Origin of the sequence: Mycobacterium sp. UM_11, from assembly GCF_001414075.1 — a bacterium.
Lineage (GTDB): Bacteria > Actinomycetota > Actinomycetes > Mycobacteriales > Mycobacteriaceae > Mycobacterium.
Genome location: NZ_LATC01000026.1, coordinates 1 through 24,000, shown reverse-complemented (window position 1 = coordinate 24,000; position 24,000 = coordinate 1). Strand labels below are relative to the sequence as shown.

Here is a 24,000-nt window from a genome sequence, read left to right as displayed (position 1 = left end):
ACGCGGCCCGCGATTCAGCCGGCTGACTCCGGTTTGAACGGGTTGACCGCGAATTGGATGACCCGGTACGGCGCGGCCACCCGAGCGCGGGTGTCCCACTGGCTGACGAAGAGCCGTAGCTCGTCAAGGGTGGAACCGGGCGAGATGTACCCGCCGTACGGCTGCGCAAGCCGGTTGTCGTAGGGCGGCGGCAGGCTCTCGGCCGGCTCGGGCCACTCGTCGTGCTGCACCACCGTGGTCACCGGGGCGTCACCCAGCGCCGTCGGGTCGTCGGCGACGCGGACCTCCATGTTGCCGGTGACGGCGTTGAAATAGGACAACACCGCCTTGCCGTCGATCTGCCGCACGCACAGCTCGCCCACCGCGTCTGCCCACAACGGGGTCGGGGGCTTACCCCAGCCGCCGCCCGGTCCGGCCGCCCAGCCCTGCCAGCGGGACCGGTCGGTAAACGATTGCGGGGGCACCCGATACAGCACGACCGGCTCCCTGCGGGTGAAGCTGTCGGCCACGATGTACACCCACCCGGTGGGCGAGTCCGGGGTGGGGATCGGGTCGTAGTAGCCACTGATCTGCGTCTGCGAGCCGCCCTGATACGAGGCCGGTCGCCGCGACCCGGCGACGGTCTGCCACCCCGCCCGCGCGGGCTCGGCCGTCACCAGCCGAGAGCTCTGCGGCTCGAGGTTCCTCGTCGTCGTCACCATCACGTAGTTGCGCCGGTTGATCTGCACCACCCCGGCGGGCAGTTGCGAGGAGCCTGCCGGGGTGGGATCGGCCAGCAACGGGTTGCCGATCCCGGTCACGCCGGTGTAGCGGACCCCGGCCGGGTCGTCGACGGACGCGGTGTCCACATGCAGCGCGACCGGCGCATACCAGCCGCCGAACCCCACCCCCTGCCCGGCGAAGCTGTCCCCGCAGACCTGCAGCAGCTCGGTGGGAAACTCGACGAACTCACACAGGTCGGTCGCGCCGATGCCGTAGTCCCCGGTGGGGGTGCCGGTGCCGGCGGTGGGGCCGATCCGCAGCACCTGCCCGGGCGCCAGCGGCTGCACGATAGGCTCGGGGGCCGGCGCCGGCGGGTCGGCGTGCGCCACCCAAAACCATTGCGGCGCAAGCAGAGTCAGTGCGAGCGAGCACCGCGCGACCAGTCGGGTGTGGGCTGAGCTCGATGAGCCCACCCGCCGATTCACAGCTGGGCGGCCAGCAGCTCGGCGATCTGGATGGTGTTCAGCGCCGCCCCCTTGCGCAGGTTGTCTCCCGACACGAATAAGGCCAGGCCGCGCCCGTGGGGCACACCCGGGTCGCGCCGGATGCGGCCCACCAGGGAGTCGTCGACGCCCGCGGCCGCCAGCGGGGTCGGCACGTCGACCACCTTGACGCCGGGCGCGCCGTCGAGCAGCGCTCGCGCGCGCTCCGGCGACAGCGGCCGGGCGAATTCGGCGTTGATCGACAGCGAGTGTCCGGTGAACACCGGCACCCGGACGCAGGTGCCGCTCACCGCCAGGTCGGGGATGCCGAGGATCTTGCGGCTCTCGTGCCGCAGCTTCTGGTCCTCGTCGGTCTCCCCGGAGCCGTCGTCCACCAGCGAGCCGGCCAACGGCACCACGTTGAACGCGATGGGCGCGACATAGGTCTTGGGCGCCGGGAACTCGGCCGCGGAGCCGTCGTGCACCAGCTGCTCGGCGTCGTCGATGACCGCGCGCGCCTGCGTCGCCAGCTCCTCCACCCCGGCCAGCCCGCTGCCGGACACCGCCTGGTAGCTCGAGACCACCATGCGCACCAGCTCGGCCTCGTCGTGCAGCACCTTGAGCACCGGCATCGCGGCCATCGTGGTGCAGTTCGGGTTGGCGATGATGCCCTTGGGTCGGTGGTGGGCGTCCCTCTCGAAGTTCACCTCGGACACCACCAGCGGCACCTCGGGGTCCTTGCGCCAGGCCGACGAATTGTCGATCACCGTCACCCCGGCCGCGGCGAACCGCGGCGCCTGCACCAGCGACATCGTCTTGCCGGCCGAGAACAGCGCGATGTCCAGGCCCGCGGGGTCCGCCGTCGCGGCGTCCTCGACCTCGATCTCCTGCCCGCGGAACTCCAGCTTGCGGCCCTGTGAACGGGCCGACGCGAAGAACCGCACCGACGTGGCGGGGAAGTCCCGCTCGTCGAGCAACCTGCGCATCACCTGGCCGACCTGGCCGGTGGCGCCTACCACTCCGATCGCAACCATTTACCTGCCCGTTCCCGCATACACCGTCGCCTTCTCGTCACCGCCGAGCCCGAACGCCTCGTGCAACGCCACGACGGCCTTATCTAGTTCGGTGTCCCGGCACAGCACCGAGATGCGGATCTCGGAGGTGGAGATCAGCTCGATGTTGACGCCGACGGCGGCCAGGGCCTCACAGAAGGTCGCGGTGACGCCGGGGTGGCTGCGCATGCCCGCGCCGATCAGCGACACCTTGCCGATGTGGTCGTCGTAGAGCAGCTGGGTGAACCCGATCTCGTCGGAGAGCGCGTCCAGCTTGGCCACCGCCGTGGGCCCGCTGTCGCGCGAGCAGGTGAAGGTGATGTCGGTCTTGCCGTCCTCGATCTTGGAGACGTTCTGCAGCACCATGTCGATGTTGACGTCGGCGTCGGCGACGGCCCGGAACACCCGGGCGGCGTACCCCGGGATGTCGGGGATGCCGACGACGGTCACCTTGGCCTCGCTGCGGTCGTGCGCGACTCCGGTCAGGATTGGGTCTTCCATGGCTATGTCCTTGATCGATCCGACGACGACGGTGCCGGGCTTGTCTGAGTAGGACGAGCGGACGTGCACCGGAATGTTGTACCGGCGGGCGTATTCCACGCAGCGCAGCATCAGCACCTTCGCGCCGCAGGCCGCCATTTCGAGCATCTCCTCGAAGGTCACCTTGTCCAACCGGCGCGCGTTGTGCACGATCCGCGGGTCCGCGGTGAAGATGCCGTCCACGTCGGTGTAGATCTCGCAGACGTCGGCGTGCAGCGCGGCGGCCAGCGCCACGGCCGTGGTGTCCGAACCACCCCGGCCCAGCGTGGTGACGTCGCGGGTGTCCTGGCTGACGCCCTGGAATCCGGCGACCAGCACGATGCGCCCCTCGTCGAGCGCGTCCTGCAGGCGCCCGGGCGTGACCTCGATGATCTTGGCGTTGCCGTGGGTGCCGGTGGTGATGACGCCGGCCTGGGAACCGGTGAACGAGCGCGCCTGCGCGCCCAGCGATTCGATGGCCATGGCCACCAGCGCGTTGGAGATGCGCTCGCCCGCGGTCAGCAGCATGTCGAGTTCGCGCGGCGGTGGGGCCGGGCAGACCTGCTGGGCCAGGTCCATCAGGTCGTCGGTGGTGTCGCCCATCGCGGAGACCACCACGACGACGTCGTTGCCCTGCTTCTTGGTCGCGACGATCCGCTCGGCGACACGGCGGATCCGGTCGGCGTCGGCCACCGAGGATCCGCCGTATTTTTGTACGACGAGCGCCACGTTTCTCTTTCCGTTCGCGGAGATAGGTCGCAAACAGAATACGTGGGTCCGCGCGCTCGGGTCCGGTCGCCGTCGCCGGGCTACCGGCCGGCCGCTACGACGACACCAGCTGGATCGCCCAGAAGTCGCTGGCCAGATGGGCCCCGTTGATGGGCGCGCTGTCGGACGCCGACTTGGCCCCGGTCAGGTACGCGTACGGCATGTAGAAGTAGCCGTGGTCACCCCACGAATCTCCCCACGAGTTGCGAACGATCAAGTGCCCCTTGGGATCCGAATAACCGACCGCGAGCACCGCGTGACCGCCGACGGTCGACTCACCCGGTTTGGGCATGGGCATGACGCCCGTGTGCGCGACGGCCTGTGACTCGAAGCTCTCGTAGACGGTGAAGCCGAATACCACGGGTATTGCCGAGGAGATCGCGTCCTTCAGGTCGCCCAGCGTCTGGATCGACTCGTATTGCATCGCCTTGTCCGTGAGCGCCGCCACATAGCAACGCTTCGGCGGCTTGACCGTGAACATGCCGAGGTCATAGGGCCACAGCGTCTCCTGGCAGACCCCGTCGGAGTTGACCGTTTTGATGCCGTCCCTGATGACCGCACCCGAGTCGCTGGACACGGTGCCTTCGAGGGCGCGTTCGTTGTAGTAGATGAACAGTCGCGACGGCACGAAGTCCGGCAGACCCTGCCGGTCCCGCTCGTACTCCATCGCGGCGGCAATCGCGTTGCCGGTGCAGGAGCCGAGCTGCCCCTGGTCGTAGACCGGTGGCATCGACGGCCGCAGGTCGGCTTCGGCGGGCGCCGGCGTCCGCAGCCTCGCCGTGTAGACCCGGTCGCGCACGTCCGGAAGCTGCGGCCGCCAGCCGTAACCGCGAACGTGACTCCAATCAAGCATTGCCTCAACGTCTTTGACGCGTGGGGACTCTCGTAAAGCCGTCATGACACCCTCCTGTTTGTGTGACTTCCCCGACCGTAGGGCCGGAGAACGCGGGTTGGCGTGAGTAGTGCGGTACTCGATTTCGGCGGCTCGCCGGCCACCCGGGGGCGGCCGGAGCCCGGCGGCCGCCGCCGTCGCAGCCAGCAGATTTCGATCGACGCGCCAATCGCGGTAGAGTGCTCCTCGTGCAGCGGGTGCTCCTCCTCGGACGCCGCGACGGGGTCTGATCCAGACCGGCCTCCCGTCGCGGGTGTTCGCGATGCGCCGGTCTGAGGTTCCTTCTGACACCCCCGGAGCAAATACCGTGACTTCCAATCCCGACTCCTTCACCTCGACCCGATCGATCGTCAAACCCGCGGGCCCGCCGGGGCCCGGCCAGCCCGCGTGGAATCCGCAGCGCGGTTCGGCGATGCCGGTCAACCGGTACCGGTCCTTCACCGAGGAAGTCGAAGCCATCCGCCTGCCCGACCGCACCTGGCCCGAGCGGGTCATCGACCGCGCCCCGCTGTGGTGCGCGGTCGACCTGCGCGACGGCAACCAGGCGCTGATCGACCCGATGAGCCCCACCCGCAAGCGCCGCATGTTCGATCTGCTGGTCCGGATGGGTTACAAGGAGATCGAGGTCGGGTTCCCGTCGGCCAGTCAAACCGACTTCGACTTCGTCCGCGAGATCATCACCGAGGGCGCCATTCCCGACGACGTCACCATCCAGGTGCTGACGCAATGCCGCCCCGAGCTCATCGAGCGCACCTTCACCGCGTGCGAGGGCGCGCCGCGCGCCATCGTGCACTTCTACAACTCGACGTCAATCCTGCAGCGCCGCGTGGTGTTTCGCGCCGACCGGGCCGCGGTGCAGGCCATCGCCACCGACGGCGCCCGCAAGTGCGTCGAGGAGGCCGCCAAATACCCTGGCACCCAATGGCGTTTCGAGTATTCGCCGGAGTCCTACACCGGAACGGAGCTGGAATACGCCAGGCAGGTGTGTGACGCCGTCGGCGAGATCATCGCCCCGACGCCCGACAATCCGATCATCTTCAACCTGCCCGCCACGGTGGAGATGGCCACCCCCAACGTGTACGCCGACTCGATCGAGTGGATGAGCCGCAACCTGGCTAACCGAGAGTCGGTCATCCTGAGCCTGCATCCGCACAACGACCGCGGAACCGCCGTCGCCGCAGCCGAATTGGGCTTCGCCGCCGGCGCCGACCGCATCGAGGGTTGCCTGTTCGGCAACGGCGAGCGCACCGGCAACGTGTGCCTGGTGACGTTGGGGCTCAACCTGTTCTCCCGCGGCGTGGACCCGCAGATCGACTTCTCCAACATCGACGAGATTCGTCGCACGGTGGAGTACTGCAACCAGTTGCCGGTGCACGAGCGTCACCCCTACGGCGGCGACCTGGTCTACACCGCGTTCTCCGGCAGCCATCAGGACGCCATCAACAAGGGCCTGGACCAGATGAAGATCGACGCGGACGCCGCGGACTCCGACGTCGAGGACATGCTGTGGCAGGTGCCGTACCTGCCGATCGACCCCAAGGACGTCGGGCGCACCTACGAGGCGGTGATCCGGGTCAACTCGCAGTCCGGCAAGGGCGGCGTGGCCTACATCATGAAGTCCGACCACGGCCTGGCCCTGCCCCGGCGGCTGCAGATCGAGTTCTCCCAGGCGATCCAGAAGATCACCGAGGGCGAGGGCGGCGAGGTCTCGCCCAAGGAGATGTGGGACGCGTTCTACGAGGAGTACCTGGCCCCGGTGTGGCCGCTGGAACGGATGAAACAGCGGGTCGAGGCGTCGGAGGAGGACAGCGGCACCACCACGATCTCGGCGACCGTGAAGGTCAACGGCAAGGAAACCGAGATCAGCGGCGCCGGCAACGGCCCCCTGGCCGCGTTCGTCCACGCGCTGGACAGTGTCGGGTTCAACGTCGCGGTCCTGGACTACTCCGAGCACGCGATGAGCGCCGGTGACGACGCGCAGGCCGCGGCGTACGTGGAGGCGTCGGTGAACGGCCGCACCGTCTGGGGCGTCGGCATCGCGCCGTCGATCACGACCGCGTCGCTGCGCGCCGTCGTGTCGGCGGTCAACCGGGCGTCGCGGGTCTAGCCGTCGAAGTACGTCCCCAGCAGCCGGTCCACCAGGCCGGCGGGGTCGCCGGGTGCGCCCCCGATGGTCAGGTTGCTGAACACGTAGCCGTTGAGCAGGCGGCTCAGCTCCTCCATCTGCTCGGGCTCGGGCGTATAGCCCGCCGCCTCGAAGATCAGCGTGGCACTCTGCACCGCGGCTACCTGGAGGTCCTTCAGCAACGGCCGCAACTCGGGCCGGCGGGTGCCCTCCATGAACAGCTCGAACCGGGCCAGCGTGAACCGGCGGAACTGCTCGTCGGGCACCGAAAGCAGTTGCGTCATCAGCGCTTTGACGCCATCGCGGGTGAGCGATCCGATCGCGGCCCGCAGGGCTTCGACGCGCCGCCAGTGCAACTCGACGGTGCGGGCGGCCGTGGCTTCCAGCAGGGACTGGCGCGTCCGGAAGTAGTTCGAGGTCGTCCCGGCGGGCAGGCCGGCGCGGTCGTCGACCTGGCGATGCGTCAGCCCGCCGACGCCCACGTCGGCCAGGATGTCGATCGCAGCGTCGAGCAACTGCGCGCGGCGCTCCGGGTTGGGCGGCATCAGTCTTGCAAGCGCAGTCGCCAGAACATGGTCAGGAACGCCGGATAGACGACGATCAGCAGCAGATAGCTGAACCACATCGGAAACCAGGTCACGAACTTCAGGTCTTTGATCACGTAGTCGAGATAGATGTGCAGCGGCACGCTGCCGGCGATGTAGACCACCGATGCGGTGAACAGCGCCCGGTGCCGATTGCCGGAAAATTTGACGCGCCGCCATACCAGGATGCCGGTGATGCCGGCGTACGTCATGGGCACCAGCAGGATCCGGTCGTTGGTCAGCGTCGCGGCGTGCTGCAGGGTGAGTGCGTCGCCGAAGATCACCCGGTAGAGATGCAGGGCGCACCCAAGCGAGATGGTCAGCATGGCCGCGGGTCGGAAGAAGTAGCCGTGCCGGCGGAAGGACGCCCACCACGAACGCCTATGTACTACATCTGTAGTGGTACTCATGTCGCAACGGTAGCACTACAGGCGTAGTGGTACAAGGGATTCCTCAGAACAGCGCGAGCTGCTGGTGAACCTCGGCGGTGTCGGTGAACTCCTCCATGCTGGTGCCACCGAGGACGACGCGGATCGAGTCCATGAACTGCGCGTCGGAGATCACCGGCACCCCGAGCTGGCGGGCCAGGTAGCCCTTGCCCTGATCCGGCGCCGGATCGTTGCACACCACCAGCGACGTCTCGCTGTCGACGGCGTCGGTGTAGGCCAGCCCGGCATGCAGGATGCGCTCGACGAGTTCTTCGTGGGTGCGGCCGACCTCGGCCGCGAGGGCCACCCGCATGCCCTGGACCAGGGGCCTGCCGCACACATACAACCCGGGGTTCAGATACGGGCAGGGCATCCGCGAGGCGAGCACCTTCAACGGGCGCAGCTCGTCGTGGGTGACTCGGCCGTTGGGCCACCGGCGGCGGGTCACCGGGTGCACCGGCAGCCAGATGTCGCGTTCGCGCGCCCGCTCGAGCGCCGAGGCGAGCACACCCGTCAGCACCATCGCGTCGTCGAAGGCGTCATGCGGCCGTTCCTGGGTCACGCCCCAGTGCGCCGCGAGCGTCTCCAACCGCAGATTGTCGATGCCGAGGTCCAACCGCCGGGCCAGCTCGACCGTGCACATGACGGATTCGATGGGAAGTTCGGCCTCGGCGAGCTCGGCTTCGGCGGCCAGGAACGCGTAGTCGAAGGCGACGTTGTGCGCCACCAGCGTGCGGCCGTCCAGCACCTTGATCACGTCGTCGACGAGGTCGGCGAACTGCGGCTGGTCCTCCAGCAATGCGGCGGTGAGCCCGTGCACGTGTGTGGGACCCGGGTCCACGCCGGGGTTGAGCAGGCTGACCACGGATTGTTCGACGCGGCCGTCGGCGTCGAGACCGAGCACCGCCAGGCTGATGACCCGCGCCTGGCCCGGCCGGAAGCCGGACGTCTCGACGTCGATGACAGCCCAGCCCCCGTCCGGCTCGCTGGCCGGCCGCCCCCAGGACACCCGGTTCATGAATTGAGGATGGCACGTCCGACCGACATCGCCTGGTCGCTGCGCCGCCGTGTCGGTCGCTGAATTCGATCAGGGCGACCCGCAGCGCCCGGCGCTCTGCACCGCGCTCGCGATCGCCCTTAGCCGATGAGGGCGACCCGCAGCGCCCGGCGCTCTGCACCGCGCTCGCGATCGCCCTTAGCCAATGAGGGCGACCCGCAGCGCCCGGCGCTCTGCACCGCGCTCGCGATCGCCCTTAAACTGCCCGGGTGGTTACCACCCGTGCACGCCTTGCCCTCGCCGCGGGAGCGAGCGCGCGCTGGGCCTCGCGGGTGACCGGTCGCGGGGCCGGGGCCATGATCGGTGGCCTGATCGCGATGACCCTGGACCGCTCGGTGCTGCGTCAGCTCGCGGCCGGACGCCGCACCGTCGTCGTCACCGGCACCAACGGCAAGTCGACCACCACCCGGATGACCGCCGCCGCCCTGGGCACGCTGGGCGCGGTGGCCACCAACGCCGAGGGCGCGAACATGGACGCCGGGCTGGTGGCGGCGCTGGCGGCCAACCGCGCGGCGCCACTGGCGGCCCTGGAAGTCGACGAGATGCACGTGCCGCACGTTTCGGACGCCGTCGAGCCGGCTGTCATCATCCTGCTCAACCTGTCCCGCGACCAGCTCGACCGCGTCGGCGAGATCAACGTCATCGAGCGCACGCTGCGGGCGGGGCTGGCCCGGCACCCCGGGACGGTCGTGGTCGCCAACTGCGACGACGTGCTGATGACGTCGGCGGCCTACGACAGTCCCAACGTGGTGTGGGTGGCCGCCGGCGGCTCCTGGGCGAACGACTCGGTCAGCTGCCCGCGCAGCGGCGAGGTCATCGTCCGCGACCAGGGCCACTGGTACTCGACCGGCGCCGACTTCAAGCGGCCCAGCCCGCAGTGGTGGTTCGACGACGAAACGCTGTACGGGCCCGACGGGCTGGCCCTGCCGATGCGGTTGGCGCTGCCGGGGGCGGTGAATCGCGGCAACGCCGTCCAGGCCGTCGCCGCCGCCGTCGCGCTCGGCGCCGACCCGGCGAAGGCGGTGGCCGCCGTTTCGGGCGTCGACGAGGTCGCCGGCCGGTACCGGACCGTCCGGGTGGGCGCGCACGAGGCGCGAATCCTGCTCGCCAAGAACCCGGCCGGTTGGCAGGAGGCGCTGTCGATGGTCGACAAGCAGGCGGCCGGGGTGGTGATCTCGGTCAACGGGCAGGTGCCCGACGGCGAGGACCTGTCCTGGCTGTGGGACGTGCGCTTCGAGCACTTCGAAGAGACAGCGGTCGTCGCGGCGGGCGAACGCGGCACCGACCTGGCGGTGCGCCTCGGGTACGCGGGGGTCGAGCACACGTTGGTGCACGACACCGTGGCGGCCATCGCGTCCTGCCCGCCGGGGCGGGTCGAGGTCGTCGCCAACTACACCGCCTTCCTGCAGCTGCAACGGGCGTTGGCGCGCCATGGCTGACTCGACCGTGCGGATCGGGCTGGTGCTGCCCGACGTGATGGGCACCTACGGCGACGGCGGCAACGCGCTGGTGCTGCGCCAGCGGCTGCTGTTGCGGGGCATCCCCGCCGAGATCGTCGAGATCACGCTGGCCGACCCGGTGCCGGATTCGCTGGATCTCTACACCCTGGGCGGGGCGGAGGATTACGCGCAGCGGTTGGCCACCCGGCACCTGATCAAACATCCGGGGCTGCAGCGCGCCGCGGAGCGGGGGGCGCCCGTGCTGGCGATCTGCGCGGCCGTCCAGGTGCTCGGCCAGTGGTATGAGACGTCGGCGGGCGAACGGGTCGACGGCGTCGGCATGCTCGACGCCACCACCTCGCCGCAGGATGCCCGCACCATCGGCGAGCTGATCACCAAGCCGCTGCTGCCCGGGCTGACCCAACGGCTCACCGGTTTCGAGAACCACCGGGGCGGCACCGTTCTCGGTCCCGCGGCGGCGCCGCTGGGCGCGGTGACCAAGGGCGCGGGCAACCGGGCGGGCGACGGCTTCGACGGCGCCGTGCAGGGCAGCGTCGTCGCCACCTATATGCACGGGCCGTGCCTGGCCCGCAACCCCGAACTGGCCGACCTGTTGCTGGGCAAGGTGGTGGGCGACCTGGCGCCGCTGGACCTGCCGGAGGTGGAGTTGTTACGCCGGGAGCGATTGGGGGCGCGCTGAGGCGCCCCCTGCGGGTCGCGACATATAACCGGTTGTGACGACGCGCCGTAAGGCGTCGCCGTGGTTTATGTGTCGGCGAGCAGCGAGCGGCACCCCAAGGATTCCTTTAGGGCCATCGCCCAGCCTTGCCGCATGGACACCTCCAAACTCGCCGCGACGCTCGGCGCGGCGGCCGCGTTGGCGGTCGCCTTCGCCGGCGCGGCCCACGCCGCCCGCGACGGGATGCACGGCGACCCGGCCGCCGCCGCGCCCTATTGGCGCTACCAGCAACAGGATTTGGACTGCGGGGAGATGGCGGTGGCCGACGTGATCGGTCAGATCAGCGGGCACGAGCCCAGCGAGGCGGAGATCACCGCCGCCGCCGGCAACATCCCCAGCGTCAGCCATTCGGGCCCGATCTACCGGCCCGCCGGCAAGACCAGCAATAGCGACCTGGCGGTGCTGCTGGCGCACTACGGCATCCACGCCACCGGGGTGCACACCGATACCGACGCGCTGGCCCACGAACTGGACCGGGGCAACAAGGTGATCGTCGGGCTCAACGACCGGATCATCTGGGACGAACCCGGCAACCGCACCCAGGAGAACCACTTCGTCGTCGTCATCGGCATCGACACCACGGCCGGCGTCGTGCACCTCAACGACAGCGGTATCGAGGCCGGCCGCGACGAACAGGTATCCCTGGCCACCTTCGAGAAGGCGTGGGCGACCAGCGACAACTTCGCCGTCGTGACGGGGTAGCGGCTCAGACCATCGCCCGGCGGCCGGCGAGCGCGCGACCCAGCGTGAGTTCGTCGGCGAACTCCAGGTCGCCGCCCATCGGCAGGCCGGACGCGATCCGGGTGACGGTCAGCCCCGGGATGTCGCGCAGCATCCGGACCAGGTAGGTGGCGGTGGCCTCGCCCTCGGTGTTGGGGTCGGTCGCGATGATCACCTCGGTGATGTCGACGCCGTCGACCCGCTCCCCGATCCGGCTCAGCAACTCGCGGATCCGCAGCTGCTCGGGCCCCACCCCGGACAGCGGATCCAGCGCACCGCCCAACACGTGGTAGCGGCCGCGGAACTCTCGGGTGCGCTCGACGGCCTGCACATCCTTGGGCTCCTCGACGACGCACACCAGGGAGCCGTCCCGACGCGGATCCGAGCAGATCCGGCAGCGCTCGTTGTCGGAGACGTTGCCGCACACCGCACAGAACCGCACACCGTCGCGCACCTGCCCCAGCGCCGCGGTCAGCCGGTCGATGTCCGGCGGTTCGACGGACAACAGGTGGAAGGCGATGCGCTGGGCGCTCTTGGGCCCGATACCCGGCAGCTTGCCGAGCTCGTCGATCAAATCCTGGACGGGTCCTTCGAACATGAACGATCTAAAGCCCCGGCGCCGGCGCCGGTGGCTGGCCCGGCGGGGGCCCGCCGAATCCGCCGGCCAGCGCCCCCAGCCGCTCCTGCGCCATGCGGGTGACCTGCTTGGAGGCGTCGGACATGGCCCCGACGATCAAGTCTTGCAGCGTCTCGACGTCGCCGGGGTCGACCACCTTGGGATCGATCTGCACCGCGACCACCTCGCCGCTGCCCTTCACCGTCACCCGGACCAGGCCACCGCCGGCCTCGCCGTGCACCTCGGCGTTGGCGAGTTGTTGCTGGGCTTCCATCAACTTCTGCTGCATCTGCTGCGCCTGGGCGAGCAGCGCCGACATGTCGCCTCCGGGTTGCATGACAGTCCCCTCGCATCTTGGTCTCGAGTTGGTTTCGCCTGCGGGTGTCCGGCGATTCGAAACCCCCAGCGTAGACCGCGCGAGGCTACCTTTGCGCCGTGGACCTACGAGCGAGCAGGCGTGTCGGCATCAGGTTGGTCATCGGTGTGCTGGTTGCCGCTTCGGCGGCGATCACCCCGTCCACGACCCCCGCCGCGTGGGCGGTCCCGTCCAACATCGCCGGCATGGTGGTCTTCATCGATCCCGGCCACAACGGTTCCAACGACGCCTCCATCAACCGGCAGGTGCCCACCGGCCGCGGCGGAACCAAGGACTGCCAGGCCAGCGGGACGTCGACCAACAGCGGCTATCAGGAACACACCTTCACCTGGGACACCGCCCTGCGGGTGCGCGCGGCGTTGAACGCCCTGGGCGTCCGGACCGCGATGGCGCGGGGCAACGACACCGGCCTCGGGCCCTGCGTCGACGAGCGCGCCAACATGGCCAACGCGCTGCACCCCAACGCGGTTCTGAGCATCCACGCCGACGGCGGACCGGCGTCGGGCCGGGGATTTCACGTCAACTACTCCGCCCCGCCGCTCAACCAGGTGCAGGCCGGCCCGTCGGTGCAATACGCCCGGATCATGCGCGACCAGATGCAGGCCTCCGGGATCCCGCCGGCCAACTACATCGGGCAAAGCGGGCTGTACGGGCGCTCGGACCTGGCCGGGCTGAACCTGGCGCAGTACCCGTCGATCCTGGTCGAGTGCGGCAACATGAAGAACCCCGCCGATTCTGCGCTGATGGAGTCGGCCGAGGGCCGGCAGAAATACGCCGACGCGATGGTCCGCGGCGTCGCCGGTTTCCTGGCCTCCCAGGGCCAGGCGCAGTAGAGCGCCCGCCTCGGAAGCGGTTCTCCGCCGGGCCGTCCGACCAATCCCGGCTTAACACCTGGCTAACACACTGATCGCAGCGAGGAATTTGCCTCAACGCGGCGCGCGCCCAGGTGACCTTATGTATGGTTTGTTGCACGCATGTCGACTTGCGGTGTGGGAGAACCGATGATCGTCACTCTGTCGACAACGACAATGACAACGCGCTCGTCGCGGCCGGTGACAACCGGCGCGGGACGGGTCGGGGCGGGGCTTCGCCGAGGCTTCGGCCACCTGCCGGAAGGGCGAGAACGCGCCCATCCTCGCTGCGTGCGTGCGCCGCGCCCGGCCGAATTGAATATCGAGGGCGACGAAGGAGCGGCAGCGGCCGCCCCGGCGCGGCCACCGGGATACAGGGCTTCGAGGCTGGGCAAGGCCGGATGAAATTAGCGGGCCGGACGCGTCCACTGCTGGGGCGGCAAACGGGAGCGTGGCCTTCGCGGGCATCGGGTCACTCCCGCGCGCACTGGCGGCCCGTTCTGTCGGTGGAGAACGGTGCCCATTTGCTTAGGAAGGTCACGAGCAAAGCACGGCGAGAGCACGAACGGCGGGGATCCACCAACCGATTTGGGCTCGAACGCTCGTACCGCCCCGTCGGATAAGAAGAGGGTGAACGGCCGTGGAGCCAGCGGGTGCCACTTCCACTGCTGTCATCGGCATGGCCTGTCGACTGCCGGGCGGAATCGACTCGCCCGAGCGGTTGTGGGAGGCGTTGCTACGCGGGGATGACCTCGTCACCGAGGTACCCCCCGACCGGTGGGACGCCGAGGAGTACTACGACCCGCAGCCGGGGGTGCCGGGTCGCTCGGTCACCAAGTGGGGCGCGTTCCTCGACGACGTCGCCGGGTTCGACTGCGACTTCTTCGGGATCACCGAGCGCGAGGCCGTCGCGATCGACCCACAGCACCGATTGCTGCTGGAAACCTCTTGGGAGGCAATGGAACACGCCGGGCTGACGCGCGAGACCGTGGTCGGCTCGCTCACCGGGGTGTTCGTCGGTTTGACGCACGGCGACTACCAGCTGCTGGCCGCCGACGCGCACGCCGTGGAGGGCCCGTACGGATTCTCGGGCAGCAGCTTCAGTTTGGCGTCCGGCCGCATCGCGTACGCGTTGGGCGTCCACGGCCCGGCGATGACCGTGGACACCGCATGTTCGTCGGGGCTGACGGCGGTGCACCTGGCCTGCCAGAGCCTGGGGAACGGGGAAAGCGACCTCGCCCTCGCGGGCGGCGCCACCGTGATCCTGGATCCGCGAAAGTTCGTGGCGGGCTCGGCGGAAGGCATGCTGTCCCCCTCCGGGAGGTGTCACGCGTTTGACGTCGCGGCCGACGGATTCGTCTCCGCCGAAGGCTGTGTGGTGGTGCTGCTCAAGCGGTTGTCCGATGCGCTGCGCGACGGTGATCGCGTCCTGGCCGTGATCCGCGGCTCCGCCGCCAATCAAGACGGCCGCACCGTGAACATCGCGACCCCGTCGGTTGCCGCGCAGACCGCGGTGTACCGGGCGGCGCTGGCCGCGGCCGGCGTCGACGCCGGCAGCATCGGCATGGTGGAGACCCACGGCACCGGAACGCCGGTCGGTGATCCGGTCGAATACGCAAGCCTCGCAGCGGTTTACGGCGCGGGCGGCCCCTGTGCGCTGGGCGCGGTCAAGACCAATCTCGGGCATGCCCAGGCGGCGGCCGGCCCGATCGGCCTGATGAAGGCGATTCTGGCCGTGCAGCACGGCGTGGTGCCGAAGAATCTGCACTTCACCAGCCTGCCCGACGAGATGGCCGCGATCGACACGAATCTTTTCGTGCCGCAATCGATTACCCCCTGGCCCGGCAGCGGCGGGCATCCCCGGCGGGCGGCGGTGTCCTCATATGGGCTGTCCGGAACCAACGCTCACGTCATCGTCGAGCAGGCGCCCGAACCCCCTGCCGATCAGGTCCTTTCGCCCGAGCCGGTGACGGCGGCCCCGCTGGTGTTTCCGCTGTCGTCGAGCTCGGCCGGGGAGCTGCGCCGCACCGCAGGCAGGCTGGCCGACTGGCTGGCGGCACGCGAGGACGTGCAGTTACCGGACCTGGCGTACACGCTGGCGCGTCGGCGCGTGCACCGCCCGGTGCGCGGCGCCGTCATCGCGGACGGCCGCCCGGAGCTCATCGAGGCCTTGCGTGAGATGGCCGCCGGCGACAGTCCCTGCCCGGCCGCGACCGGCCAGGACGACCGCGGCGCGGTGTGGGTTTTCTCGGGGCAGGGCTCGCAATGGGACCGGATGGGCGCTGAATTGCTCACGGCTGAGCCGGTTTTCGCCGCGACCGTCGCCGCGGCCGAGCCCCTGATCGCCCACGAGTCGGGATTCTCGGTGACCGAGGCGCTGACCGGCTCGCAGGCGGTCATCGGTATCGATCGGGTTCAGCCGACCCTGTTCACCATGCAGGTCGCGCTGACCGCCACCCTGCGCGCGTACGGCGCGCACCCCGGCGCGGTCATCGGGCATTCCCTGGGCGAGGTCGCCGCGGCCGTCGTCGCCGGGGCCCTATCGCTTCAGGACGGGGCGCGCGTCATCTGCCGGCGCTCGCGGCTGATGTCCCGCATCGCCGGCGCCGGCGCGATGGCGTCGGTGGAACTTCCTGCCCAGCAAGTGCTTTCGGAGTTGGTCGCCCGCGGCGTCGACGACGCCGTGGTGGCGGTGGTGGCCTCGCCGCAGTCCACGGTGATCGGCGGTGCCACCCAAACGGTCCGCGACATGGTCGCGGCCTGGGAGCTGCACGACGTGATGGCCCGCGAAATCGCCGTCGACGTCGCCTCGCACTCCCCGCAGGTCGATCCGATCCTCGACGACCTGGCCGACGCGCTCGCGGAGCTGCGCCCGATGCCGCCGGACGTCCCCTTCTTCTCGGCGACGTTGTACGACGCGCGCGAGCGGCCGGTGTGCGACGCCGAGTATTGGGTGCAAAACCTCCGCCAGATGGTGCGGTTCGCCCCGGCGGTCCGGGCCGCCTTCGAGGAGGGGTACCGGGTCTTCGCGGAACTGGCGCCGCACCCGCTGCTCACCCATGCGATCGAACAGACCGCCCGCAGCCTCGACATGCCGCTGGCCGCGCTGGCCGCGATGCGCCGCGGCCAGCCGATGCCGCACGGGCTGCGCGGCTTCGTGGCCGAGCTGCACAGCGCGGGCGCCCCGGTCGACTTCTCCGTGCTCTACCCGAATGGCCAGCTGGTGGATGCGCCGTTGCCCACCTGGACCCACCGTCGGCTGTTCTTGGGCCGGGGTGAGCGGGAACCGTCGACGCGGGGCGGCACCATTGCGGTCCATCCGCTGCTGGGCGCGCACGTGCGCCTCCTGGAGGAACCCGAACACCACGTCTGGCAGGCCGAGGTCGGCACCGCCGCCCAGCCGTGGCTGGGCGATCACCAAATCCGCGACGTCGCCGTGCTTCCCGCGGCGGCGTACTGCGAGATGGCGCTGGCCGCCGCGCGCACCGTGCTCGGTGACCCCGCCGAGGTGCACGACCTGCGCATCGAACAGGCGCTGCTGCTGGACGAGCAGACCACCGTCAGCGCCTCGGCGACGGTCTCGTCGCCGGGCACGGTCCGATTCGCCGTCGAAACCAAACAGCAAGGGCCCCATGCGACGGCGGTCCTGCGCGCCGCCGCCGACCAGCGGCCGGCCACCCGCGACGTGCCCGCGCTGCTTGCCGCCCACCCGCGCCGCGAGGACGGCGCAGAGGTGCGCGCACGCCTGGACCGGCGCGGTGTTCGCTACGGCCCGGCGTTCAGCGGCCTGATCGCGTTGCACACCGGTGAGCAGGAGACCGAAACCGTCCTGGCCGAGGTCGCCCTGCCCGGCCAAATCCGTTCACAACAACAGGCTTACGGGGTGCACCCGGCGTTGCTCGACGCGTGCTTCCAGTCGATCGCGGCGCATCCGCGGGTGCAGGCCCTGGGCCAGGACGTGTTGGCACTGCCGCTCGGCATCGGACGGATTCGTTTCCACGGCGCGGCCAAGACCGCCCGCTACTGCTACACACGGGTGACCAGAGCCGACCTCTCCGGGGTGGAGGCCGACCTCGACATCCTCGATGGGGATGGGGTGACCCTGCTGGTGTTGCAAGGGCTGCGGTTGGGGACCGGGGCATCCGGCGCCGAGCACCACGATCGCCTGTTGGCGGAGCGGTTGCTGAGCATCGAATGGCGACAGCGGGATTTGCCCGAGGCGCAGTACGCCAGCGCCGGGACCTGGCTGCTGGTCAACACCGCCAGCGATCTGGGTTTGACGGATGCGGTGAAACGCGCTGGCGGGCAATGCATCACCATGTGCTGGCCAGCTGGTGCCGATCACGTCGCGGCCGCCACGGAGCTCCGCGATCAACTGCGCCGCGGCGGATTCAGCGGAATGGTGGTGCTGACGGGATCGCGAACCGATGCGACCGATGGCGAATCCCCGCGGTTGGGTTGTGAATCCGTGCAGCATCTGGTCCGCATCACCCGCGAATTCGCGGACTTCCCCGGGGCCCTTCCGCGTCTCTACGTGGTGACGCGTAACGCCCAGACCGTGGTGGCCGGCGACGTGGCCAACCTGGAGCAGGCCGGGCTGCGCGGCTTGGTGCGGGTGATCGGCACCGAAAATCCGCACCTGCGCGCCACGCAGATCGACGTGGACCAAACCACCGACCCCGAGCACCTGGCCCGGCAACTGCTCAGCGGGTCGGACGAGGACGAGACCGCGTGGCGAGAGGACACCTGGTATACGGCGCGGTTGTCCCCCGCCCCGCTGCGGCCCGAGGAGCGGCGCACCTCCGTCGTCGACCTCGGGCAGGACGGGATGCGTCTGCAAATCGGCGCCGCCGGCGACCTCGGGTCAATGGAACTCGTCTCCTGCGAACGCGTTTCGCCCGGGCCGGGTCAGATAGAGGTCGCGGTCAGCGCTTCGGGAATCAACTACGCCGACCTGCCGGCCGCGCTGAACGGTGACCCGCGGCGGCCGCCGGGTACCGATTTCGCCGGAGCGGTGACCGCGGTCGGCCCCGGCGTCGTCGGGCCCAAGGTGGGCGATCGCGTCGGGGGTCTGTGCGCCGGGGGCTGTTGGGGCACCTTCGTCACCTGTGACGCGCGCCTGGCGGTCACCCTGCCGGCCGGGCTGTCCGACGAAGCGGCTGCGGCGATTCCGACGTCGCACGCCGTCGCGTATCACGGATTACACGAGCTGGCCCGCATGAAGGCCGGTGATCGGGTTTTGATTCACTCCGCGACCGGTGGGGTCGGGCAGGCGGCGATCGCGATGGCCCGCGCCGCGGGCGCCGAGGTCTTCGCCACCGCCGGTAGCGAGGCACGGCGGGAACTGTTGCGCGACAACGGCATCGATCACGTGTACGACTCGCGAGACACCGCTTTCGCCGAGCTGATACGCCGTGACACCGATGGGTACGGCGTGGACATCGTGCTCAACTCGGCTCCCGGCGCCGTCCAACGGGCCGGAATCGAATTGCTCGCGCCCGGAGGGCGATTCATCGACATCAGCGGGCACGAGGCCCGCCTGGGCCCATTCCCCGCGCGCAACCTCGCGTTCCACAGCGTGGATCTCAAGTTGCTGGCGGCCAGCCAGCCAGACCACGTACATGCCCTGTTGACAACGGTGTACCGGCTGATAGCGGACGGCGCGCTCCCGACGCCGAGCGGCACGCACTACCCGCTTGCCGACGCCGACAGCGCCCTTCGCATGCTGCAGGGCGCCCGGCACATCGGCAAACTCGTGCTCGACGTACCCCACAGCGGCATGCGCCGGGTGGTGGTGCCGCCGGCCCAGGTCCCCGTCTTCCGACGCGATGGCGCCTACCTCATCACCGGTGGGCTCGGGGGCCTGGGGCTATTCCTGGCGGAGAAGATGGCGGCCGCCGGATGCGGCCGCATCGTGCTGTGCTCGCGATCCCAGCCGACGCAGGATCAACTGGAGACGATCGAGCGCATTAGGACGAGCGGTACCGACGTCGCGGTGGAGTGCGGCGACATCGCCCAGCCCGGCACCGCGCAGCGTCTTGTCGCCGCCGCGACCGACACCGGCCTTGCGGTGCGTGGGGTGCTCCACGCGGCCGGGGTGGTGGAGGATGCCACGTTGGGCAACATCACCGGCGACATCGTCGAACGTGGCTGGACGCCAAAGGTTTACGGCGCATGGCAGCTGCACACCGCCACCGCCGGCCAACCCGTGGACTGGTATTGCTCGTTTTCCTCCGCCGCGGCGCTGGTGGGCTCCCCGGGGCAGGGCGCCTACGCCGCAGCCAACAGCTGGCTGGACGCCTTCACCCACTGGCGGCGGGCTCAGGGCCTGCCGGCCACGACCATCGCCTGGGGCCCCTGGGCCCAGATCGGGCGGGCCACCGCCCTGGCCGAAAGTTCCGACCTGGCAATCCATCCCGACGAGGGCGCCCACGCATTCGAAGCGCTGCTGCGCCACGACCGCGCCTACACCGGGTACGCGCCCGTCACCGGCTCCTCATGGCTGCAGCTCGTGGCCGAGCGCAGCCCGTTCGCCGAAGCGTTCCGCTCCACGGGGAACCCGACGGGCACAAGCAAGCTGCGCACCGAACTCGACGGGTTGCCATTGGATGAATGGCCAACCTCGCTGCGCCGCCTGATCTCCGAGCAGGTCAGCCTGATCCTGCGCCGCAGCGTCGACCCCGACCGCCCGCTCTCCGGATACGGCATGGACTCACTCGGTGCGCTCGAACTGCGCACCCGCATCGAATCCGAAACGGGGGTGCGCATCCCATCCGCTGACATCTCCACCATCACGATCCGTGGTCTGGCGACCCTGCTGTGCGAGAAGCTCGCGCCCGCGGAGGTCGCCTGATGTCGAGCACATCGATGCAAGCCGACGAGCGCCGACTTCCGCTGACACCGGGACAGCTGGACATCTGGCTCGCCCAGGAAACGGGCCGCTCCGCGACCGACTGGCAACTCGGCCTGTTCGTGAAAATCGACGGCCGGGTCGAGCGGAAGCCCCTCGAGTGGGCGATCCGCCGAGCGCTGCGCGAGGCCGAGCCCGTCAGGGCCACGTTCTTCGCCGAGGACGGCCAGGTTCTGCAGAAGACGATCGATGAGCCCGATGTCGAGCTCGCTTTCCATGACCTGCGCGGCTCGGATCACGCCGTGCAGGAGGCCCGCGAAATCGCGGCATCGATTCAGCGGGCGCCCATGCCCCTCACCGGGCCGCTGTTCAAATTCGCGCTCTTTCAAACCGCATCCAACGAGTTCTATTGGTTCACTTGCTGTCACCACATCGTCGTAGACGCCTCCGGCATTGCGCTGATCGGCCATCGGATCGCCACCCTCTACTCCGCTGTCATGGCGGGTGCACCGATGCCACCGGCGTTCTTCGGCTCGCTCGAGGACTTGGTCAGGTCCGAGGCGGAATACGAGGCCTCGACCGATTACCTGGAGGATCGGGACTATTGGGCTGAACACCTGCCAACGACAACGGTTTTCGATAGGCTCGCGCGCGACGGCGATGAGCGCGGCCCATACCGGTCTTCCGCCCCGGTTGCGCTCGATCCGGTGGTCCTCCGCCGCGTCGACGAGCTGTCGCACGCGTGGGATATGCCCCGCTCGTCGGTGATCACGGCCGCGTGCGCCCTGTTGATGCGCGCGTGGTGCGGCGACCGCTCGGAGGTGGTGCTCGACTTCCCGGTGAGTAGGCGGGTTTCCCCGGAGTCCAAGACCCTTCCCGGAATGCTCTCCGGGGTCGTTCCGCTGATCTTGAACGTTGCGCCGGAAGCAACGGTGAGCGATTTCTGTCGCCATGTTGACACCAGAATTCGGGAAGCACTGCGGCATCAGCGCTTTCCGGTAGGCGCGCTGGAACGCAAAGCCCGGCCCGGGGATCCCCGTCAGTTCACCCAGCGAGTGAGCATCAACTTCCTTCCCGCTGCGATGGCGCTGGACTTCGCCGGCCTGTCGGCGTCGGCGTCGTACACCAATTCGGGCCTCGCCGACGGCTTGGGATTGTTCTTTTCCGCCGTCGGTGACCACCTGTTGTTCGGCATCGAAGGCGCCGGACAACAATTCCCGGACTTTGCCGTCTCGGACATCGCGGAGCGGCTGCGGCGGGTGCTGGCGGCGATGACCGCCGACCCGGCGCGCGGTCTGCTTTCGATCGACCCATCCAACGCCGAGGAGGCCGCGCGCCTGGACGGCTGGGGCAACCGGGCGGTGTTGACCCGGCCCGCGGTGCCGGCGACGATTCCGGAGTTGTGCGCCGGCCAGGTGGCGCGGGCCCCGGAGGCGGTGGCGGTGACCTTCGACGGCCGCTCGATGACCTATCGGCAGCTCGACGAGGCCGCTAACCGATTGGCGCACCGTCTGATTGAACGCGGGGCCCGGCCCGGCGGGTGCGTCGCACTGCTGTTGCCCCGGTGCGCCGACGCGGTCACGGCGATGCTTGCGGTACTCAAAACCGGTGCGGCGTACCTGCCGATCGATCCTGGTCTGCCGCAGGCCCGAATCGGGTTCATGCTGGCCGACGCCGGCCCCGTCGCCGTCCTGACGACCACGGAGTTGCGGCCGCGGGTGGACGGGCGCGCGGTGACCGTCATCGACGTCGCCGATCCGGCGGTGGAGGCCCGGACCGCCACCCCGTTGTCCGCGCCCTCGGCCGACGATGTCGCGTATCTCATCTACACCTCCGGGACCTCTGGCGAGCCGAAGGGTGTTGCGGTCACTCATCAGAACGTGACGCAGCTCTTGCGATCGCTCTACTCGGATCACCCGGGACGGGCGTGGGCGCAGTGGCATTCGTTGGCGTTCGACGCCTCGGTGGAAGAGATCTGGAGTGCGCTGTTGTTCGGGGGGCGGCTGGTGGTGGTCCCCGAATCGGTGGCCGGCTCACCGGACGAGCTCCGAGCCCTGCTGGAGGCCGAGCGGGTCGACGTGTTGAGTCAAACCCCCTCCGCCTTGGCGGTTCTGCCCTCCGAAAGTTTGGCGTCGGCAACGCTATTGGTCGCCGGCGAGGCATGCCCGGGCGAGATCGTGGACCAGTGGGCGCCGGGACGGGAAATGGTGAACGGCTACGGCCCCACCGAGACCACGGTGTGCGCGTCCAGGAGCGCGCCGCTGGCGCCGGGCTCGGGTGCGCCGCCGATCGGCGCGCCGGTGCCGGGGGCGGCGCTGTTCGTCCTCGACGGCTGGCTACGGCCGGTGCCGGTCGACGTGGTCGGCGAGTTGTATGTGGCGGGCCGTGGTGTGGGCGTCGGCTATTGGCGCCGGACGGGCCTCACGGCGTCACGCTTTGTCGCCTGCCCGTTCGGGCCACCCGGAACCCGGATGTACCGCACCGGGGACCTGGTGCGCTGGGGCAGCGACGGGCAGCTGCACTACCTCGGTCGCGCCGACGAGCAGGTCAAGATCCGTGGCTACCGAGTCGAACTCGGCGAGATTCGGGCCGCGCTGGCGGGGCTGGACGGCGTCGATCAGGCGGCCGTGATCGCCCGCGAAGACCAACCCGGGGCCCAGCGCCTGGTCGGCTACGTCACCGGGACAATCGACCCAGACGCCGCGCGCGCCGAGCTGGCCGAGCGGCTGCCCGGCTACATGGTCCCCGCGGCCATCGTCGTGTTGCAGGCGCTGCCGCTGACGGTCAACGGCAAGCTCGACACCCGGGCGCTGCCGGCACCGGAACTAGCCGATGCCAATAGATTTCGCGCACCGGCCACCGCCGTGGAAGAGGTGCTGGCCGACGCCTACGCCCAGGTGCTGGGGCTCGAGCGGGTCGGCGTCGATGAGTCGTTCTTCGACCTGGGCGGCGACTCGCTGTCGGCTATGCGTCTCGTCACCGCCGTCAACAAGTCGTTGAATGCCCGCCTTTCGTTGCGCACCCTGTTTGACGCGCCCACGGTCTCGCTGTTGGCACCCCACCTCGCCGAGGACGGGACCGCGCGTCAACCGTTGGTGGCGGGCGACCGGCCGTCCGTGATTCCGTTGTCGTTTGCCCAGAGCCGACTTTGGTTCCTGGCGCACTGGCAGGACCGCGCCGCCACCTACAACATGCCCACCGCGTTGCAAATCAGCGGGCCGTTGGATCTCGAGGCGCTGGCTGGTGCGCTCGACGATGTCATCGAGCGCCACGAATCCCTGCGAACCGTGTTTCCGGACACTGGCGGTGTCCCGTTCCAGCGGGTGCTGCCGGCCGAACGCGGCATGTGGCATCGCGGGGATGCGGCGGTGGTGCCGTTGCCGAAGGACGAAGTGACCGCCGAGTTGATCGCGCTCGCCGGCTATCGGTTCGACCTGTCGACGGACATCCCGATTCGTGTGCGCGTGTACTCGGTCGGTGCAGGCCAGCATGTGGTGGGAATCGTCCTACACCACATCGCCTTTGATGCGTTGTCGCTGGCGCCGATGGTTCGGGACCTCAGCGCGGCGTATGAGGCGCGACGGCAGGGCCACGCCCCCGATTGGGCTGATTTGCCGGTGCAGTACGCGGATTACACGTTGTGGCAGCGGGCACAGTTTGGTGACCTTGAGGATGGCTGCGGTCCGATCGCCCGCCAGTTGGCGTATTGGCAGGATGCGCTGGCCGGGATTCCCGAACGTGTGGAGTTGCCGACGGATCGGCCGTATCCGGCGGTGGCCGATCAGTGCGGGGACACGGTG

The 24,000-nt window shown here is 69.6% G+C and carries 16 protein-coding genes; 7 read left to right on the top strand and 9 right to left on the bottom strand.

Features of this window, described 5'->3' with window-relative positions; translation table 11 throughout:
- Positions 1 to 14 precede the first annotated feature (14 nt).
- The 4 genes from WU80_RS09230 to WU80_RS09215 all read right to left on the bottom strand — a co-directional run bounded on the left by WU80_RS09230 (position 15) and on the right by WU80_RS09215 (position 4,376).
- Positions 15 to 1,175: a DUF4185 domain-containing protein gene (locus tag WU80_RS09230; protein ID WP_197281086.1), complete on the bottom strand. Its 1,161-nt coding sequence runs from the start codon at positions 1,173 to 1,175 to the stop codon at positions 15 to 17.
- A gap of 8 nt (positions 1,176 to 1,183) precedes the next feature.
- On the bottom strand, positions 1,184 to 2,218 hold the full coding sequence (locus WU80_RS09225; protein ID WP_055399864.1) for an aspartate-semialdehyde dehydrogenase: 1,035 nt from the start codon (positions 2,216 to 2,218) through the stop codon (positions 1,184 to 1,186).
- Entirely contained in the window at positions 2,219 to 3,484 is a 1,266-nt protein-coding gene (locus tag WU80_RS09220; RefSeq protein WP_055399861.1) for an aspartate kinase, read from the bottom strand.
- 94 nt (positions 3,485 to 3,578) lie between these two features.
- Positions 3,579 to 4,376 (bottom strand): C1 family peptidase, encoded by a 798-nt coding sequence (locus WU80_RS09215; protein ID WP_055399860.1) that lies wholly within the window; start codon positions 4,374 to 4,376, stop codon positions 3,579 to 3,581.
- A gap of 346 nt (positions 4,377 to 4,722) precedes the next feature.
- Here WU80_RS09215 and leuA point away from each other — a divergent pair, with 346 nt between their 5' ends.
- Positions 4,723 to 6,522, top strand: coding sequence for a 2-isopropylmalate synthase (leuA, locus tag WU80_RS09210; protein ID WP_055399859.1), 1,800 nt, complete (start codon positions 4,723 to 4,725; stop codon positions 6,520 to 6,522).
- Here leuA and WU80_RS09205 read toward each other — a convergent pair.
- From WU80_RS09205 to WU80_RS09195, 3 genes are read right to left on the bottom strand one after another with little or no spacing between them, the layout of a single operon-like run.
- On the bottom strand, positions 6,519 to 7,085 hold the full coding sequence (locus WU80_RS09205) for a TetR/AcrR family transcriptional regulator (RefSeq protein WP_055399858.1): 567 nt from the start codon (positions 7,083 to 7,085) through the stop codon (positions 6,519 to 6,521). The two genes, leuA and WU80_RS09205, sit on opposite strands and share 4 nt — an antisense overlap.
- Entirely contained in the window at positions 7,085 to 7,534 is a 450-nt protein-coding gene (locus WU80_RS09200) for a hypothetical protein (protein WP_055399856.1), read from the bottom strand. The genes WU80_RS09205 and WU80_RS09200 overlap by 1 nt, the downstream gene beginning before the upstream one ends.
- A gap of 43 nt (positions 7,535 to 7,577) precedes the next feature.
- A complete protein-coding gene (locus WU80_RS09195; protein WP_055399854.1) occupies positions 7,578 to 8,570 on the bottom strand; it encodes a DEDDh family exonuclease in 993 nt (330 codons plus the stop codon).
- Positions 8,571 to 8,818: 248 nt separating this feature from the next.
- Between WU80_RS09195 and WU80_RS09190 the strand changes: the two genes are divergently transcribed.
- The 3 genes from WU80_RS09190 to WU80_RS09180 all read left to right on the top strand — a co-directional run bounded on the left by WU80_RS09190 (position 8,819) and on the right by WU80_RS09180 (position 11,489).
- Positions 8,819 to 10,048, top strand: coding sequence for a Mur ligase family protein (locus tag WU80_RS09190; RefSeq protein WP_055399852.1), 1,230 nt, complete (start codon positions 8,819 to 8,821; stop codon positions 10,046 to 10,048).
- Positions 10,041 to 10,748, top strand: coding sequence for a type 1 glutamine amidotransferase (locus WU80_RS09185; RefSeq protein WP_055399850.1), 708 nt, complete (start codon positions 10,041 to 10,043; stop codon positions 10,746 to 10,748). The genes WU80_RS09190 and WU80_RS09185 overlap by 8 nt, the downstream gene beginning before the upstream one ends.
- A 132-nt stretch (positions 10,749 to 10,880) precedes the next feature.
- On the top strand, positions 10,881 to 11,489 hold the full coding sequence (locus tag WU80_RS09180; RefSeq protein WP_055399848.1) for a C39 family peptidase: 609 nt from the start codon (positions 10,881 to 10,883) through the stop codon (positions 11,487 to 11,489).
- 4 nt (positions 11,490 to 11,493) lie between these two features.
- Here WU80_RS09180 and recR read toward each other — a convergent pair whose 3' ends face one another.
- Both recR and WU80_RS09170 read right to left on the bottom strand, forming a co-directional pair.
- Positions 11,494 to 12,105, bottom strand: coding sequence for a recombination mediator RecR (recR, locus tag WU80_RS09175; protein WP_055399846.1), 612 nt, complete (start codon positions 12,103 to 12,105; stop codon positions 11,494 to 11,496).
- A 7-nt stretch (positions 12,106 to 12,112) separates the two neighbouring features.
- Complete coding sequence (locus tag WU80_RS09170) at positions 12,113 to 12,460, bottom strand: YbaB/EbfC family nucleoid-associated protein (RefSeq protein WP_055399844.1); 348 nt, start codon at positions 12,458 to 12,460, stop codon at positions 12,113 to 12,115.
- A 98-nt stretch (positions 12,461 to 12,558) separates the two neighbouring features.
- Between WU80_RS09170 and WU80_RS09165 the strand changes: the two genes are divergently transcribed.
- The 3 genes from WU80_RS09165 to WU80_RS09155 form a co-directional block, all read left to right on the top strand.
- A complete protein-coding gene (locus WU80_RS09165) occupies positions 12,559 to 13,332 on the top strand; it encodes an Rv3717 family N-acetylmuramoyl-L-alanine amidase (RefSeq protein WP_082459716.1) in 774 nt (257 codons plus the stop codon).
- Positions 13,333 to 13,990: 658 nt separating this feature from the next.
- Positions 13,991 to 20,203, top strand: coding sequence for a type I polyketide synthase (gene pks2 / locus WU80_RS09160; protein ID WP_055399841.1), 6,213 nt, complete (start codon positions 13,991 to 13,993; stop codon positions 20,201 to 20,203).
- A gap of 14 nt (positions 20,204 to 20,217) precedes the next feature.
- Positions 20,218 to 24,000, top strand: a 3,783-nt coding sequence (locus WU80_RS09155; protein ID WP_156349425.1) for a non-ribosomal peptide synthetase, incomplete at its 3' end; no start/stop codon positions are given.

What these genes read in the sequence shown, in the direction of transcription:
- WU80_RS09200 (WP_055399856.1), bottom strand. Translation starts at nt 7,534, where the DNA reads ATGAGTACCACTACAGATGTAGTACATAGGCGTTCGTGGTGGGCGTCC.
- recR (WP_055399846.1), bottom strand. Translation starts at nt 12,105, where the DNA reads ATGTTCGAAGGACCCGTCCAGGATTTGATCGACGAGCTCGGCAAGCTG.
- WU80_RS09215 (WP_055399860.1), bottom strand. Translation starts at nt 4,376, where the DNA reads ATGCTTGATTGGAGTCACGTTCGCGGTTACGGCTGGCGGCCGCAGCTT.
- WU80_RS09225 (WP_055399864.1), bottom strand. Translation starts at nt 2,218, where the DNA reads ATGGTTGCGATCGGAGTGGTAGGCGCCACCGGCCAGGTCGGCCAGGTG.
- WU80_RS09185 (WP_055399850.1), top strand. Translation starts at nt 10,041, where the DNA reads ATGGCTGACTCGACCGTGCGGATCGGGCTGGTGCTGCCCGACGTGATG.
- WU80_RS09180 (WP_055399848.1), top strand. Translation starts at nt 10,881, where the DNA reads ATGGACACCTCCAAACTCGCCGCGACGCTCGGCGCGGCGGCCGCGTTG.
- WU80_RS09205 (WP_055399858.1), bottom strand. Translation starts at nt 7,085, where the DNA reads ATGCCGCCCAACCCGGAGCGCCGCGCGCAGTTGCTCGACGCTGCGATC.
- WU80_RS09195 (WP_055399854.1), bottom strand. Translation starts at nt 8,570, where the DNA reads ATGAACCGGGTGTCCTGGGGGCGGCCGGCCAGCGAGCCGGACGGGGGC.
- WU80_RS09170 (WP_055399844.1), bottom strand. Translation starts at nt 12,460, where the DNA reads ATGCAACCCGGAGGCGACATGTCGGCGCTGCTCGCCCAGGCGCAGCAG.